Raw genomic sequence first — 16,112 nt, 5'->3', positions numbered from 1 at the left:
GGGCCGGAGATCGTCGATGGCGCCTTCGCGCCCGCGTTCCGTCCGTCGTGGGCGCGCCCCCATCGCGTCGCGACCGAGGACCCCGCCCGTTGAGCACGCTGAGCATAAGCCATCTGACGCGCTATACCTACGATCGAGCCGTCGATTTCGGGCCGCATCACTTGATGCTGCGCCCCCGCGACGGGCACGACATGCGCATCCTCGATTCCAGCCTCACGGTTTCGCCGCGGGCCGACATCCACTGGTCCTACGACACGTTCGGAAACTCCGTGGCGCTGCTCACGTTCCGCGAGGCGGCGGACGAACTCGTCGTCTCGAGCGAGCTCCTGCTGCGGCGCTACGGTCTCGACGAGCCCTTGCCGCGCATCGCCCGTCATGCTGGCGCCTATCCCGTGCGCTACGAAGCCGACGAGCGCGTCGATCTGGGGCCGCTCATCGCCATCGACCGCCCGGAGGACGCGGCGAGCGTCACCGGGTGGCTGGCTTCGGTGCTCCCCGTTCCGCCGAGCTCCAGCCTCGACGTGCTCGACGCGCTCGGCGAGGCCGTGCATCGTGCCTTCGCCTACCGGCGACGGGAGGAGCGCGGCGTTCAGTCTCCGGCGCAGACGATCGCCGTCGGCAGCGGCACCTGCCGCGATTTCGCCTTCCTGTTCATGGAGGCGGCGCGCGCGCTCGGCTTCGCCGCCCGCTTCGTCACCGGCTATCTCTACGATCCGGCGGCCGATGCCGCGAGCGGCCCGGCGATGACGGGCGGTGGCGCCACCCACGCCTGGGCCGACGTCTTCCTGCCGGGGGCGGGCTGGATCGAGTTCGACCCCACCAATCGCATCGTCGCGGGTCGCAACCTCGTCCGCGTCGCGAGCACGCGCACGCCCGCCCAGGCGTTGCCGGTGAGCGGGACCTTCGAGGCGACGGGCGGTGCGTCGTGTACGGCCATGGAGGTCCGCGTCGCGGTGGCGCGAGCCCCGTGATCGGCGCTCGCGGTCCGGCCGGCTCCTCGGGCGCCCGTCGTCGGACCACGCGATCGACGAGATCCGCGCCGTCGCCCCGTGGATCAGCGTGGACGTGAAGACCGTGAAGGCAACGAGCGGGCGCTCGCGTCCGCCCAGCGGCATGCCCCGCGACCCGCCGAGCGGCGGGATCGTCGTCGCCGCAGGAACGCCGCCGCCGCGGCCCGCGTTCGACCCTTTGAAAATTAAGGAGCACTTTCGATGAGCAAGCGAACCATCGTCGCCGCGCTCGTCTACCTGCCGATCAACGCGGTACTGTTCGGCATAGGCGCGGTCACCGTCCTGGCCGTGCCCGCACTCGACGCGCAGGCCGCGACGCTGATCCCCTGGGTCGTCGTGGCGAGCTTCGTTCTCGGCGTCCCGATCGCCTGGGCGCTTGCCCCGCGCCTCCAGGCCCGCGCCTTCCGCAAGCAGCGGCGCGAAGCGGGTATTCGCGACGACGAGACGCGCCGCGGGCGCACGGATGGTCGGCCGCACACGTCGAGCTAGGGACGGATCGGCGCTCGCAGAGAGGCCGGGGCCGACGATCTCGTGGCGCTCCTGCGGCTTCGCGATGATCGCCCGGGTCCGCGACGGCGACAGGAAGCGGCTGTCACCATCGTCGCGCCCGTGACGGGTGTCGAGGGCGAATGCCCCATTCCGAGCACGCCTTCGGCGCGCCCCTCACGTCCCCCCACGCCGGGACGACGGCAGCGCCCAAGCCATCGCGGCCTCGAACTCCTCGTCCGCCATGGCGACGCCCGCGCGGGCGAGGTGGCGGAAGGCGTCCAGCGCCTCCTGCGGCGGCAGGTTGACGAGCTCGGTGACGTGGCAGCGCGCGTCCATCATCGCCCGCGTCGCCTGGTCGAACCAGTCGAGATGCGCCTGCGGCACGACGCGCCCCGGCGTGCGCATCACGCGCGACCAGAGGAGCGCGTTCTCGAACAGCGCGCGCACGGGCACGCGGTTGCCGCTCTCCGCTTCCGCCGCGGGGACGAAGCGGATCGCGCGCGCTTCCGGGTCGGCGACGAGCGCCTTGCCCGAGCGCCACGTCGCGCGCTCCGCCTGGGTCATGTCCGAGGGCCCCGGCGCGTCGAACGGCGCCATCGACCAGGCGAAGGTCGCGAGGCGGTTCTGGCCGTCGAGCAGGATCGAGAAGCGCCGGGCGTAATGGGGCTGTACCGGGCCGATCCGCCCACGCGAGGCGCCGGCGAGGTCGGTGCCCTCCGGCGGGCGCCAGATCAGGAACTGGCCCGTCGGCCACCCGCGCAGGAGGCTCGCCCAGAAGCGCTCGACGTCGTCCTGTCCCCAGACGTAGGGGCGCCGAAAGGCGGCCGGGGCGAGGAAGCCCTCGCTCGCCCGCCGCATGACGGTTTCGATGAGCTCGCCATTCACCGTGACCCGCGCCATGATGGTCTCCCGAGGCCCGCGAGCCGGCGTTCCGATCCATCGAGACGCCCGGCGTAACGCCGAGCTTAGCCGAAAACCGGGGCGCGCGCACGCGGATCACGGTGCGGTCGGCGGGGGCGTCTCGTCGCTCGCGGCGTCGTCCGCGCGAGCCTCGGTCTCCCGCTCCGCCTCCGCCTGCTCGGCCTGCTCGGCCGCCCACGCGCCCGCGGCCTCCACCGCGACGGCGGATGCGGTGGGGACGACGGCGAGATAGCTCTGCGTCTCGTCGACGGGCACGATGGCGCGGCGCGTCATGCGGTAGAGCGCATAGAGCGCGATGGCGCCGAAGGTCGTGGCGAGCACCAGCCAGAAGGCGGAGGGCCCGAGCGCCTCCATCGCCCAGCCCGTGGCGAGAGGCCCGACGATGGCGCCGAGGCCGAAGGTGAAGACGAGGCCGCCGGAGGCGGCCGGCATGTCCTCGGCGGAGAGGTAGTCGTTGGTGTAGGCGAGGAGCAGCGCGTAGAGCGGCGTCGTCACCCCGCCGGCGAGGAAGGCCGCCGCCATCAAGGGCCAGAGCGCGCCGCCGGTGACGAAGCCGAGCGCGCAGGCGGCGGCGCCGAGGCAGGCTGCGGCGAAGACGAGCTTGCGGCGGTCCATCTGGTCCGAGAGCCAGCCGATCGGGTATTGCAGCACGAGCGCACCGGCGAAGAGCATGGCGATGAACAGCGCGATCTGCGAGGCGCTCATCCCGATCTGCGTGCCGAAGACCGCGCCCATGCCGGACTGGGTCGCGTAGACCGTGCCGAGCAGGAAGATGCCCACCGTGCCGAGCGGCGATCCCGAGAACAGCGCGCGCAGCCCCATGGGCCGCGTCACCTGCACCACGGGCGCGGCGGCGACGGAGAGGAGGATCGGCGCGAACGAGATCGACACCAGGATCGAGGCGCCGATGAACAGGACAGACGTGCCGGCGTCGCCGAGCGTCAGCAGGCCCTGCGCACCGATGATGCCGACGGTCTGCGCGATCATGTAGGCCGAGAGCAGCTTGCCGCGGGTCTCGTTGGTGGCCGCGTCGTTGAGCCAGCTCTCCGCCGCGACGTAGATGCCCGACATGCAAAAGCCGATCAGCAGCCGCAGCAGCGTCCAGGCCCACGGCTCCGCCAGCAGCGGAAACGAGATCAGCCCGGCGGACATGAAGCTGCCGAGCGCCGCGAAGACGCGTACGTGCCCCACGCGGCGAATCAGCTTCGGCGCATAGCGCGCACCCGACAGGAAGCCCACGAAATAGGCCGACGTGACGATGGCGAGCTCGGCCGCCGAGAAGCTCTCGATCCCGCCGCGCAGGCCAATCAGCGTGAAGTGCATGCCGTTGCCCAGCATGATCAGAACGACGCCGAGCAAGAGGGCCCAGACGCCGGCGAAGACCTGGAACATCCGGCAAGGCTCCGGCTGGCTGGTCGCGTGTCGTGCGCGCGCGGGCGGCGGGCGCGGCGGGCGGGAGCGTTCGGGCGACGCCCCGCTTGTGGTTCGGCGTCGAGCCTAGCGGAGAGCCGTGCCGCGCGCCACCCGGGGCTGCCGGTCAGAACATCGCGCGCGGCAGCCAGGTGGCGATGGAGGGCGCGAGCCAGACGATCGCCACCGCCACCACCTGCAAGCAGATGAAGGGCACGACGCCGCGATAGATCATCCCCGTCGTGATGCTCGCCGGTGCCGCGCCGCGCAGGTAGAACAGCGAGAAGCCGAAGGGGGGCGTGAGGAACGAGGTCTGCAGGTTGATCGCGATCAGCACCGCGAGCCAGATCGGATCGTGGCCCATGAGGATGAGCGGCGGGATGAGCAGCGGCAGCAGGATCACCGAGATCTCGACGAAGTCCAGGAAGAATCCCAGCACGAAGACGAAGGCCATGGCGAAGACGAGCGCGCCCGTCGGGCCGCCGGGCAGCGATTCGAGGATCGCCGCCACCCGGTGCTCGCCGCCGAGCCCGACGAAGACGAGGCTGAAGAACGACGCCATCAGGATGGTGGCGAAGATCATCGAGGTCACGACGAGCGTCTGCGCCATGGCCGGCACGACGAGGGCGCGGCGCTGGAGCGTCGCGAGGGAGGCCACGATGGCGGTGATGCCGACGAGCGCGAGCCCGCAATAGACGACGCCCAGCGTGATCTCGTAGGAACCGGTGTCGGAGCGCTGCAGGCGCACCGGCTCGACGCCCGCCGCCACGGCGAGTGCGAGGAGCGCCGCCGCGCCCGCGAGGACCAGCCAGCGCGACGTGCCCTGCTTCCAGCCCGCGAGCAGGATCGCGCCGATGGCGCCGACGCTCGCGGCCTCGTTGGGCGAGGCGACGCCGCCGATGATGGCACCGAGCACGGCGACGATGAGCAGGATCGGCGGCACGATGGCGCCGGCTATCTCCGCCCGGCTCACCGCCTGCGGACGCTCCTTCAAGGCCGGGGCGTCCTTGGGGAAGAGCCAGGCGCGGCCGAGGATGTAGGCGATGTAGACGACGACGAGCAGCAATCCGGGCACGAGCGCGGCGGCGAAGGTCTGTCCCACCGAGATCGTCTCGATGGAGAACTTGCCCTGGCGATATTGCGCCTGCTGGAAGGCCGAGGACATCACTTCGGCGAGGATGATGAGCAGCGTCGAGGGCGGGATGATCTGCCCCAGCGTGCCCGCGGTGCAGACGCTGCCGGCGGCGAGCTTCGGGTCGTAGCCGTTGCGCAGCATCGCGGGCAGCGCGATCAGCCCCATGGCGACGACGGTGGCGCCGACGATGCCGGTGGAGGCCGCGAGCAGCGCGCCCACCACCATGACCGACACGCCGAGCCCGCCGCGAATGCCGCCGAAGAGCCGGCCCATCGTCTCGAGCAGGTCCTCCGCGATGCGCGATTTCTGCAGGACGACGCCCATCAGGACGAAGAGCGGGATCGCGGTCAGGACGGGGTTCGTCATCACCGCGAAGAAGCGCTGGCCGAGCGCGCCGAGCAGGCTCATCGGGAAGGCGTCGAGCGCGAAGCCGAGCAGCGCGAAGGCCGTGGCGACGCCCGCGATGGTGAAGGCGACCGGATAGCCCATCAGGATGAAGACGATGAGCGCCGCGAACATCAGGAGATCAAGCGGCATCGTCGGGCTCGCTGAGGCGGATCAGGTCGCGGATCGTGGCCGAGGCGCCCTGGATCAGGAGGAGGACGCAGAAGGCGGGCACGAGCGATTTCAGGAGGAAGGAGGCGGGAATGCCGCCGACCGAGATCGGCCCCTCCAGGATCGCCCAGGAGCGCGTCACCATCGGCCAGGACCAGTAGAGCAGGATCACGAGAGAGGGGGCGAGCAGGAAGAGGTGGCCGAAGAGATCGACCATGGCCCGGCGGCGCGGCGTCAGGTTCGCGTAGAAGATGTCGACGCGGACATGGCCCTGCACCAGCAGGGTGTAGCCCGCGCCGAGCATGAAGATCGTCGCGTGGAGGTAGAGCACGCCCTCGTTCACGAAGATCGAGGAGATGCCGAAGACGTAGCGCAGGAGAACGACGGCGAATTGCAGGAGCACCATGGCCAGCGTCAGCCACATCACCACGGCACCGACGCTGCGGTTGATCCTGTCGAGCCCGTCCGCGATGCGCCCCAAACCCGCCCCCATGCCCGTCCCCCTCCTTGCGATCGCGGGCGCGGAGAGCCGCGCCCGCGTCGCTGGTCACCTCAGCGCGGATAGTCCGGCACGAGCCGGCGTGCGGCGAGCTGCGCGGCTTCCGCGTTCGGCTGGTAGTCGGCCATGAGGCCGCGATAGTCGAGGAAGCTCTGCGTGATGCGCCGCACGAGCTCGTCCTCGTTCTCGAGGAGCTCGCCGACAATCTCGCCCATCGCCCGCCCCTGAGCGACGATGATCTCCTGCGGCCAATCCTTCACCTCGACGCCGTGGGTGTTCACGAGCTCGCGCAGGGCCATGGCGTGCTTGGTGTTGTACTCGGTGAGGACGGGGTTGTAGAGGCTCTCGGCGGCGAAGGAGACCGCCTGCTTGAGGTCGTCCGGCAGGTCGTTCCAGCTGTCGAGGTTGACCGCGCATTCCTCGGCCGAGGAGGGCTCGCCGACGCCGTTGTTGTAGTAGAGCTTCGTGATCTGCTGCAGGCCGAGCGCGCTGTCGGTCCACGGCCCGATGAACTCGCCCGCGTCGAGCGCGCCGGACTGGAGCGCCTGGAACATGGCCGGGCCGGACATGGCCTCCACCGCGACGCCGAGCTTCGCCATCACCTCGGAATTGAGGCCCGTGGTGCGGTACTTCAGGCCGCGCAGGTCGTCGACGGAGCTCACCTCGTTGCGGAACCAGCCCGCCCATTGCGGCCCGGAATTGCCGCACAGGAAGGGCTTGAGGTTGAAGCGCGCGTACATCTCGTCATAGAGCGCCTGGCCGCCGCCGTGCAGCATCCAGCCGTGCTGCTCCATCGCGGTGAGGCCGAGCGGCTGCGAGCCGAAGAGCAGGATGCCCTTGGACTTCGAGCCCCAATAGGCCGGCACCGCGTGGTAGAGATCCGCCGTGCCCTCGCCGACGGCGTCGAACACGCCCGGCCCCGGCACGACCTCGCCCGCGGCGAAGAGCTCGACCTCGATGCGCCCGCCCGAGAGGGTGGCGATGCGATCGGCGAGCATCTGCGCGGCGACGCCCGGGCCCGGCAGGTTGCGCGGCCAGGCGGAGACCATGCGCCAGCGACGCGTGCCCTGCGCGATGGCGGGCGTCGCGAGCGTCGTCGCGGCGGCGGCGCCGATCGCGGCGCTCTTCAGGAAGGTCCTTCTTTCCATCGTCCACTCCTCTGGTTCTCGTTCGTCGTGACGATCGCCGGCGTCCTGTTGCTCCCGGCCGGCGATCGGTTCTCTCGCGGGCATCGCGTCGGGGCTGCAATCAGCCCTTCAGGATGCCCGGCAGATCGAGCCCGTGCTCGCGGGCGCAGTCGCGGGCGATCTCGTAGCCGGCATCGGCGTGGCGCATCACGCCGGTCGCGGGGTCGTTCCAGAGCACGTTGGCGATGCGCCGATCGGCGTCGGCGCTGCCGTCGCAGCAGATCACCATGCCGGAATGCTGCGAATAGCCCATCCCCACCCCGCCGCCGTGATGCAGCGACACCCAGGTCGCGCCGGACGCCGTATTGAGCAGCGCGTTCAAGAGCGGCCAGTCGGAGACCGCGTCCGAGCCGTCGAGCATCGCCTCGGTCTCGCGATTGGGCGAGGCGACGGAGCCCGAATCGAGGTGGTCGCGGCCGATGACGACGGGCGCCTTCAGCTCGCCGGTGCGCACCATCTCGTTGAAGGCGAGGCCCGCCTTGTGGCGGTCGCCGAGGCCGATCCAGCAGATGCGCGCCGGCAGGCCCTGGAAGGCGATGCGCTCGCGGGCCATGTCGAGCCAATCGTGGAGGTGCGTGTTCTCGGGGAACAGCTCCTTCATCTTGGCGTCGGTGCGGTAGATGTCCTCCGGGTCGCCGGAGAGCGCGCACCAGCGGAAAGGCCCGATGCCGCGGCAGAAGAGCGGGCGGATGTAGGCCGGCACGAAGCCGGGGAAGGCGAAGGCGTTCTCGAGCCCCTCGTCGCGGGCGACCTGGCGGATGTTGTTGCCGTAGTCGAGCGTCGGCACGCCGGCGTTCCAGAAGTCCACCATGGCCTGGACGTGCGTCTTCATCGAGGCCCGGGCCGCCGCCTCGACGGCGGTCGGATCGCTCTCCTGGCGCGCCCGCCATTGCGCGACGCTCCAGCCGAGCGGCAGATAGCCGTGGATCGGATCGTGGGCGGAGGTCTGGTCCGTGACGATGTCCGGGCGCGGCCCGCCGGCCTTCATGCGGGCGACGAGCTCGGGAAAGATCTCCGCGGCGTTGCCGATGAGCGCGACGGACTTCGCCTCGCCCTTCGCCGTCCAGTCCGCGATCATCGCGAGCGCGTCGTCGAGCGTGTGGGCCTTGGCGTCGCAATAGCGGGTGCGGATGCGGAAGTCGGCGCGGGTCTCGTCGCATTCCACCGCGAGGCACGAGGCGCCCGCCATCACCGCCGCGAGCGGCTGCGCGCCGCCCATGCCGCCGAGCCCGGCGGTGAGGATCCACTTGCCGCGCAGGTCGCCGCCGTAATGCTGGCGCCCGGCCTCGGCGAAGGTCTCGTAGGTGCCCTGCACGATGCCCTGCGTGCCGATGTAGATCCACGAGCCCGCGGTCATCTGGCCGTACATGGCCAGCCCCTTGCGGTCGAGCTCGTTGAAATGCTCCCACGTCGCCCAGCGCGGCACGAGGTTCGAGTTGGCGATGAGCACCCGCGGCGCGTCCGCGTGCGTGCGGAACACGCCCACCGGCTTGCCGGACTGGACGAGGAGCGTCTCGTCGGCCTCGAGCCGCTTCAGGGTGGCGACGATGAGGTCGAAATCCTCCCAGGTCCGCGCCGCGCGCCCGATGCCGCCATAGACGACGAGCTCGTGCGGGTTCTCCGCCACGTCCGGGTGGAGGTTGTTCATGAGCATCCGCATGGCGGCTTCGGTGAGCCAGCTCTTGGCGGAGATCTCCGGCCCGGTCGGCGGGTAGACGTCGCGGGCGTTGTGGCGGGGGTTCGTCATGGGCGATCGTCCAGCAAGGTTCGTGCAAGGTGGTTCACAGCGGAAGCTCCAGCCCCGCGGCCGCGACGAGCGCGCCCTCGCGCACGAGCGCGGCGGCGGCTTCGATGTCGGGGGCGAGCGTGCGGTCCCGTGCGAGCGGGGGGACCGTCTCGCGCAGGCGGGCGAGGACGTTGCGCAGGGCCGGCGACGTGCGCAGCGGGGCGCGGAAGTCGATGCCCTGCGCGGCGCACAGCGCCTCGACGCCGAGGATGACGGAGAGGTTCGCGTTCATCCGCGAAAGCCGCCGCGCGCCATGCGCCGCCATCGACACGTGGTCCTCCTGGTTGGCGGAGGTCGGCGTCGAATCCGTCGAGCAGGGATTGGCGAGATGCTTGTTCTCGCTCATCAGCGCCGCCGTCGTCACCTCCGCGATCATGAAGCCGGAATTGAGCCCCGGATCGGGCGTGAGGAAGGGGGGCAGGTCGTGGCTCAAGGTCGGGTCGACCATGAGCGCCACGCGCCTTTGCGCGATGGCGCCGATCTCGGCGATGGCCAGCGCCACGATGTCCGCCGCGAACGCAACGGGCTCGGCGTGGAAATTGCCGCCCGACAGGATGCCCGCCGCGGTCACGAGCGGGTTGTCGGTGACGGCGTTCGCCTCGGTCTCGAGCGTCGTCGCGGCAAAGCGCAGGAGATCGACGGCCGCGCCTGCGACCTGCGGCTGGCAGCGGATGCAATAGGGGTCCTGCACCCGCGCGTCGTCCTCGCGATGGCTCTCGCGGATCTCCGAGCCGGCCATCAGCGCGCGCATGGCGTCGGCCACCTCGATCTGCCCACGATGGCCGCGAAGCGTGTGGATCTCCGCCTCGAGCGGTGCCGTCGAGCCCATGATCGCGTCCGTCGACAGGCATGACGTTACGAGCGCGGCCTCGGCGTTGCGCCGGGCGTCGAACAGGCCCACCAGAGCCAAGGCGGTGGAGACCTGCGTGCCGTTGATGAGGGCGAGGCCCTCCTTGGCGCCGAGCGTCACCGGCGCGAGCCCCGCCGCCGCGAGCGCTTCGCCACCGGGCATGGGGCGGCCGTCGTAGATCGCCTCGCCCTCGCCGATCATCACCGCGGACATGTGGGCGAGCGGGGCGAGGTCGCCGGAGGCGCCGACCGAGCCTTGGACGGGGATCACCGGCGTGACACCGCGCGCGATCATGCCCTCGATCAGCGCGATCAGCTCCCAGCGCACGCCCGACGCACCGCGGGCGAGGCTGATCAGCTTGAGCGCCATCGTCAGCCGTGTCGCGGCGACGTCGAGCGTCTCGCCGACGCCGCAGCAATGGCTGAGGATGAGGTTGCGCTGGAGCGTCGCCGTGTCGCCCGGCGCGATCTTCACGGAGGCGAGCTTGCCGAAGCCGGTATTCACGCCGTAGACGGCGGTCTCGCCCTCGGCGGCCTCGCGCACGCGCGCCGCCGCCGCCTCGACGGCGGGGCGCGCCGCGGGATCGATACGAACGGAGGTGGCGTCGCGCCAGATCGCTTCGAGATCGTCGAGGCGCACGGCGCCGGGCGTCAGGGTCGTCGTCATGAGCGGCCTGCGAAGATGCGCGCGTGGAGCGGGTTGAAGCCGATGCGATAGGCGAGCTCGGCGGGCGTCTCGACGTCCCAGATCGCGAGATCCGCGCGCAGCCCCCGGGCGATGCGGCCGGTGTCCTCGAGGCCGAGCGCGCGCGCCGCGTTCGCGGTGACGCCGGCGAGCGCCTCCTCCGGCGTGAGGCGAAACAGCGTGCAGGCCATGTTCATCGCCAGCAAAAGCGACGTCAGCGGCGAGGAGCCGGGATTGGCGTCCGTCGCCACCGCCATCTTCACGCCGTGGGCGCGAAAGGCGGCGACGGGCGGCGCTTGCGTCTCGCGGATGAAGTAGTAGGCGCCCGGCAGCAGCACCGCGACGGTCCCGGCGGCGGCCATCGCCCGCGCGTCGTCCTCGGTCGCGTATTCCACGTGGTCCGCCGAGAGCGCGCCGCATCGTGCGGCGAGCGCCGTGCCGCCCTGGTGCGAGAGCTGCTCGGCGTGCAGCTTCACCGGCAGGCCGAGGCGCTTCGCCTCGGCGAAGACGCGCGCCATCTGGTCCGCCGAGAAGGCGATGCCCTCGCAGAAGCCGTCGACGGCGTCCACGAGCCCTTCCGCATGGGCGGCGTGCAGAGCGGGAAGGCAGATCTCGTCGAGATAGGCGTCGGCGCGTCCCGCGTACTCGGCGGGGATCGCGTGGGCGCCGAGGAAGGAGGTCACGACCCGCACCGGCCGCTCTCGTTCGAGCCGGCGGGCGACGCGCAGCATGCGCAGCTCCGTCTCCACGTCGAGCCCGTAGCCGGACTTCACCTCGACGCAGGAGACGCCCTCGGCGAGGAGCGCGTCGAGCCGCGGCAGCGCCTGCGCGAGGAGCGCGTCCTCGGAGGCGGTGCGGGTGGCGGCGACCGTCGAGACGATGCCGCCGCCGGCCCGGGCGATCTCCTCGTAGGAGGCGCCTTCCAGCCGCATCTCGAACTCGCGGGCGCGGTGGCCGCCGTGAACCAGATGGGTGTGGCAATCGATGAAGGCGGGGGTGACGAGCCGGCCTTCGCAATCGCGGCGCGGGGCGCTCGCGTAATCGGCGGGCAGCGCGGCCTGCGGGCCGACCCAGGCGATGCGTTCGCCTGCGATGACGACGGCGCCGGGACCGTCCACCGGATCGGCGAGCGTCGCGAGCCGCGCACCGACGAGAACCTGGATCGCCGCGTCCTGCATGGTCGTTGCCTCCCGCGTTCGATCGGATTATGTATAGACTTAATCCGCTGTCAACACGCTCGACGTCCAAGGAGTGGTCATGCACATCATCTGGGCAGAGCAGGCGCTGACGCACGAGGGCTGGCGCCGGGACGTCGAGGTCGCGATCGCGGACGGCCGCATCGCCTCGGTCCGGTCCGGCACGGCACCCGGCCCGGATGCGACCCGCGTGGGCGCGCTCCTGCCGGCGCCGACGAACCTCCACAGCCACGCCTTCCAGCGCGCCATGGCCGGCCTGACCGAACGGCGTGGGCCCGATCCGCGCGACACGTTCTGGACGTGGCGCCAGCTGATGTTCCGCTTCCTCGACCAGCTCACGCCGGACGACGTCGAGGCGATCGCCGCCTTCGTGCAGATGGAGATGCTGGAGGCGGGCTACGGCGCGAGCGTCGAGTTCCACTACCTGCACCACGCGCCGGGCGGCACGCCCTATGCGGCTTTGGGCGAGATGTCGGCGCGCATCGCCGCCGCCGCCGCGACGAGCGGCATCGGGCTGACCCTCCTGCCGGTGCTCTACGAATACGGCGGCCTCGACCGCCGCCCGCTGGGGCCGGGCCAGATCCGCTTCGGTAACGATCCCGAACGCTTCGCCCGCCTCGTCGAGGAGGCGGAGGCGGCGCTCGGCACCCTGCCGGCGGACGCGCGCCTCGGAATTGCGCCGCATTCCTTGCGCGCGGTCTCCGCCGAGGGCCTTTCCGCCTGCATCGCGCTGCGGCCGGACGTGCCGATCCACATGCATCTCGCCGAGCAGGTGGCTGAGGTGGAGGAGGTCCTCGCCGCCACCGGCGCGCGGCCGACGCAATGGCTCCTCGCCAACGCCCCCGTCGACGCGCGCTGGTGCCTGATCCACTGCACGCAGATGGAGCGGCCCGAGACCCTCGCGCTGGCGGCCACCGGCGCGGTGGCGGGCCTGTGCCCGATCACGGAATCGAGCCTCGGCGACGGCATCTTCGACGGCGTCGCCTGGACGGGCGCCGGCGGGCGTTTCGGCATCGGCTCGGACAGCAACATCCGCATCGCGCTGTCTGAAGAGCTGCGCACGCTGGAGTACTCGCAACGCCTGCGCGACCGCTCCCGCGCGGCGCTCGCCACGGCCGAGCGCTCGACGGGGCGCGTTCTCCTGGAGGAGGCCGCCCGCGGCGGCGCGCAGGCGGCGGGGCGCGATGCCGGCGCCATCGCGCCGGGCCGGCTCGCGGACCTGATGGCGCTCGACACGAACCATGTGGACTTGTATGGCCGCACGGGCGACACGCTCGTCGACGCGTATGTCTTCGCGACCGACGATCGTGCGGTGCGCGACGTCTGGTCCGCCGGGCGCCATCTCGTGCGAGACGGGCGGCACGTCGCCCGCGAGGCGATCGTGCGCGCCTACCGCGCCACGACGGCGCGGCTGACGGGTCTGTGAGCGAGAGCCGCGCCGGCTCCGGGGGGCAGGGTCGAGTGGGCGGAAACCTCACCTGGCAGGCGGTGCGCGCCGAGGCCATCCGGCGCATCCGCGAGCGCGAATGGATGCCGGGCAGCCGCATCCCCGACGAGGCCGAGCTCGCGGCCGAGCTCGGCTGCGCCCGCGCCACGGTCAACCGCGCCCTGCGCGACCTCGCCGCCGAAGGCTATCTCGAGCGTCGCCGCAAGGGCGGCACGCGCGTGCCCGAGACGCCGGTCCGCAAGGCCACCTTCGAGATCGCGGTGATCCGCCAGGACGTCGAGGCGCGCGGGCACCGGCATGGCTACCGGCTCCTCGGCGACGAGACGGGCGCGGCCCCCGACGAGATCGCGTCCGCGCTCGGCCTGCCGAAGGGCACGCCGCTTCGGCACGTGCGCGCCCTCCACCTCGCGGACGACGCGCCCTTCTGCCTGGAGATCCGCTGGCTCAACCCGGAGCTGGTCCCCCCCGAGCGCGCCGTCTTCGACGCGCTGAGCGCCAACGAGTGGCTCCTGCGCAACCTCGCCTATTCGGCCGGCTCCTTCGGCTTCTCCGCGCGCACGGCCGACGCGGAGCTCGCCGCGCTCATGGCCTGCCCCGAGGGTGCGGCACTTCTCGCCATGGACCGCACGACCTTCATGGACGCCGTCCCGATCACGGCCGCGACGCTGATCTACCGTGAGGGCTATCGCCTGGCGACGACGATGTAGGTGCGCGCAAGCGCACGCAGCGGCCGCCAGCGACTCCCCGGACGCCGCGTGCTCACGCCGTGCGGTAGTCCAGGGCGCTCGCGACGAAGCGTCCGTAGGCCTCCGCGCTCGGCGGCAGGAAGGCGTCGGCGAGCGGGTTCCGGCGGCGCACCCGGCAGCCCATGTCGGCGACGAGCTCGTCGAGATGGCGGAAGTGGAACGGCGCCGCGCACAGCCCGCCATAGGCCTGGGCCACCGGCCGGACCTCGCGCCGCCACGCGAGATGCGCGTCGATGGCGGCGTTCATCGCGTCGCGGCTCGGCATGGGCGCGAGCGCGCCGTCCACGAAGCGCACGAGCCATTCCGCCGCCATCTCGCTCGTCAGCACGCTCGCGAAGCTCGAGTTGAAGCCGACGAAGCCGAGATCGGGGATGTCGGGGTTCACGATCAGCCGGAAGAGGCGGAACTGTCCGTCCGGCTCGCGCAGCGTGTCGAACACGGTCTCCGGCAGGTAGGAGACCCCGAGCCGCCATCCCGTCGCCTGGATGGCGACGTCGACGGGCAGCCGCTCCCCGCCGGAGAGGACGACGTGCCCGTCCTCGTAGCGCGCGAACGTCCCCTGGCGCGCCACGATGCGCCCGGAATGGAGGAGGTCGTAGAAGCCCTCCGTCGCCACCGGCAGCCCGCAATAGATCGTGTCCTCGATGGGCCGCGTCGGCCGCATGCCGAGCTTCGTGAGGCCGAACTGGCGGTCGAGGAGCGCTTCCAGCGCGCGCCAGTTCGCCCACACCATCGGCCTGGCGAGCACGTGCGCCGCCCGCCCGGCGGCGCCGAGACCCCAGGAGGGGAACATGCGCTCGGAGGCGCGGGCGTAGAGGATGTGCTTGAAGTTGATCGCGTTCGCGAAGCGATAGGGGATGCGCCAGATCGGCTCGCGATAGACGATGGTGACCGAGCGCGCACCCTCCTTGGCGGCGCTCACCGCGACGTCCGTCGCCGACTTGGAGAAGCCGAGGACGACGACGTCCTTCTCGCGCACGAGGGCGGGGTCGGTGTATTCGCTCGAATGCACGACGACGCCGCCGGCCGTGACGAACGCGTCCTCGCCGGGATGGCTAGGCATGTTGCGATCGTTGAAGACGCCGGAGGCGACGACGAGCACGTCGCATTCCTCGTTCGCCACCTGCCCATTGTCGTCGCGCACCTCGACCCGCCAGCCGCCTTCGGGTCGCCGCTCGGACCCGACGACGGCGTGCCCGAAGTGCACGAGCGGGAGGAGCCCGTTCTCCTCGGCGAAGCCGCGCAGATACTCGTAGACCTGCCGGCCCGAGGGCCATTCGGGATAGTCCGCCGGCATGGCGCGGCCCGAGTAGCGGTAGAGGTCCTTCGGGCTCTGGGTCTTGATGCCGGGATAGGAGCGCGCGGGCTCCCAGACGCCGCCGAGATCGGCCGCGCGCTCCATGACGCGCACCTCGTGGCCGCGTCGCGTGAAGGCGTGCGCCGCCGCGAGCCCGGACACGCCGGCTCCGACGACGATCACGCGCTTGCGTGTCGCCATGGGATGTCTCCTGCCGTGAACGAAGGTGGCCGGGGAGCGGGTGCGACCGCCCCCGGCGCCGTCACGTCATGTTCAGCGGGTCGAAGGCCATCTCTTCCGGCTTGAGGAAGAGCACCTCGCGCATGGCCGATTGGCGCACCACCTCGGCCGGATCGCCGAGATTGTGGAGGTTGTCGAACAGCTCGCGCAGCCGGCGCGCGGGGCTCACCCAGAACAGCGCCCGCGCGTTCTGGTCGGTGAGGTTGTAGTAGCCGTGCGGGATGCCCATGGGCATGCGCACGAGATCGCCGGCATGGGCCTGGTGATGCGCGCCGTCGAGGTAGAGGTCGAACCGGCCCTCCAGCACGAAGATGAACTCGTCCTGCGTCGGGTGTACGTGCGGCGGCACGAAGGTGCCCGGCGGGTCGAGCGTCTCGAAGGAGAAGCAGGCCTCGCCCTCGGTCTTCAGGCGGTAGGTGTGGCCGAGGATCGACCACTCGACGCCGTCGAGACCGGTCCCGGCCTTGGTGATGCCGGCGGGGGTGGCCACGGGTGCCATGTTTGCAGGGGTCTTGTCCATCTCGTCGTCCTCCCGAGGCTCGGGCCGGCTTTGCCGGTCCATGCGAGCCCGTATTCCCGAACGTCAGTGAAGCGCGCCGCCGCGCCCGCGTCTATCCGCTTCACGAACCCGTTGTCCGCTTCGCGAAGCCTGCTAACCTG

At 71.4% G+C, this 16,112-nt stretch carries 14 protein-coding genes; 4 read left to right on the top strand and 10 right to left on the bottom strand.

Annotation, left to right across the window (positions count from 1 at the left end; all coding sequences use genetic code 11):
* Positions 1 to 89 precede the first annotated feature (89 nt).
* Positions 90 to 971, top strand: a complete 882-nt coding sequence (locus IEX89_RS13475; protein ID WP_188913751.1) for a transglutaminase family protein — start codon at positions 90 to 92, stop codon at positions 969 to 971.
* A 240-nt stretch (positions 972 to 1,211) separates the two neighbouring features.
* On the top strand, positions 1,212 to 1,499 hold the full coding sequence (locus IEX89_RS13470) for a hypothetical protein (RefSeq protein WP_188913750.1): 288 nt from the start codon (positions 1,212 to 1,214) through the stop codon (positions 1,497 to 1,499).
* A gap of 174 nt (positions 1,500 to 1,673) precedes the next feature.
* Here the strand turns inward: IEX89_RS13470 and IEX89_RS13465 are convergent, their stop codons facing one another.
* The 8 genes from IEX89_RS13465 to hutI form a co-directional block, all read right to left on the bottom strand.
* Positions 1,674 to 2,399 (bottom strand): DUF262 domain-containing protein, encoded by a 726-nt coding sequence (locus IEX89_RS13465; RefSeq protein WP_188913749.1) that lies wholly within the window; start codon positions 2,397 to 2,399, stop codon positions 1,674 to 1,676.
* 96 nt (positions 2,400 to 2,495) lie between these two features.
* On the bottom strand, positions 2,496 to 3,812 hold the full coding sequence (locus IEX89_RS13460) for an MFS transporter (RefSeq protein WP_188913748.1): 1,317 nt from the start codon (positions 3,810 to 3,812) through the stop codon (positions 2,496 to 2,498).
* A gap of 145 nt (positions 3,813 to 3,957) precedes the next feature.
* Complete coding sequence (locus tag IEX89_RS13455; protein ID WP_210317632.1) at positions 3,958 to 5,502, bottom strand: TRAP transporter large permease; 1,545 nt, start codon at positions 5,500 to 5,502, stop codon at positions 3,958 to 3,960.
* On the bottom strand, positions 5,492 to 6,013 hold the full coding sequence (locus tag IEX89_RS13450) for a TRAP transporter small permease subunit (RefSeq protein WP_244645394.1): 522 nt from the start codon (positions 6,011 to 6,013) through the stop codon (positions 5,492 to 5,494). Before IEX89_RS13450 ends, IEX89_RS13455 begins: the two co-directional genes overlap by 11 nt.
* A gap of 59 nt (positions 6,014 to 6,072) precedes the next feature.
* Positions 6,073 to 7,167 carry a TRAP transporter substrate-binding protein gene (locus IEX89_RS13445; protein ID WP_188913747.1) on the bottom strand — a complete coding sequence of 365 codons (1,095 nt, stop codon included), beginning with the start codon at positions 7,165 to 7,167 and terminating at the stop codon, positions 6,073 to 6,075.
* A 100-nt stretch (positions 7,168 to 7,267) separates the two neighbouring features.
* The gene (gene hutU / locus IEX89_RS13440; RefSeq protein ID WP_188913746.1) at positions 7,268 to 8,953 is read right to left on the bottom strand and encodes a urocanate hydratase; all 1,686 of its coding nucleotides are present in this window, start codon (positions 8,951 to 8,953) and stop codon (positions 7,268 to 7,270) included.
* Between the two features lie 34 nt (positions 8,954 to 8,987).
* A complete protein-coding gene (gene hutH, locus IEX89_RS13435; RefSeq protein ID WP_188913745.1) occupies positions 8,988 to 10,508 on the bottom strand; it encodes a histidine ammonia-lyase in 1,521 nt (506 codons plus the stop codon).
* Positions 10,505 to 11,704 (bottom strand): imidazolonepropionase, encoded by a 1,200-nt coding sequence (gene hutI / locus IEX89_RS13430; protein WP_188913744.1) that lies wholly within the window; start codon positions 11,702 to 11,704, stop codon positions 10,505 to 10,507. The genes hutH and hutI overlap by 4 nt, the downstream gene beginning before the upstream one ends.
* A gap of 79 nt (positions 11,705 to 11,783) precedes the next feature.
* On the opposite strand from hutI, the gene IEX89_RS13425 reads away from it, so the two are divergent.
* Positions 11,784 to 13,148 carry a formimidoylglutamate deiminase gene (locus tag IEX89_RS13425; protein ID WP_188913743.1) on the top strand — a complete coding sequence of 455 codons (1,365 nt, stop codon included), beginning with the start codon at positions 11,784 to 11,786 and terminating at the stop codon, positions 13,146 to 13,148.
* Between the two features lie 35 nt (positions 13,149 to 13,183).
* A complete protein-coding gene (gene hutC / locus IEX89_RS13420; protein ID WP_210317631.1) occupies positions 13,184 to 13,876 on the top strand; it encodes a histidine utilization transcriptional repressor HutC in 693 nt (230 codons plus the stop codon).
* Between the two features lie 52 nt (positions 13,877 to 13,928).
* Here hutC and IEX89_RS13415 read toward each other — a convergent pair whose 3' ends face one another.
* On the bottom strand, positions 13,929 to 15,413 hold the full coding sequence (locus tag IEX89_RS13415) for a flavin-containing monooxygenase (protein ID WP_188913742.1): 1,485 nt from the start codon (positions 15,411 to 15,413) through the stop codon (positions 13,929 to 13,931).
* Positions 15,414 to 15,474: 61 nt separating this feature from the next.
* Positions 15,475 to 15,972: a cupin domain-containing protein gene (locus IEX89_RS13410; protein ID WP_244645392.1), complete on the bottom strand. Its 498-nt coding sequence runs from the start codon at positions 15,970 to 15,972 to the stop codon at positions 15,475 to 15,477.
* Between the last annotated feature and the right edge of the window lie 140 nt (positions 15,973 to 16,112).

The sequence above is a fragment of the Salinarimonas ramus genome, assembly GCF_014645695.1.
Classification (GTDB): domain Bacteria; phylum Pseudomonadota; class Alphaproteobacteria; order Rhizobiales; family Beijerinckiaceae; genus Salinarimonas; species Salinarimonas ramus.
The sequence above is the reverse complement of the archived record's forward strand: the minus strand, read 5'-3'. Positions and strand labels throughout refer to the sequence as shown.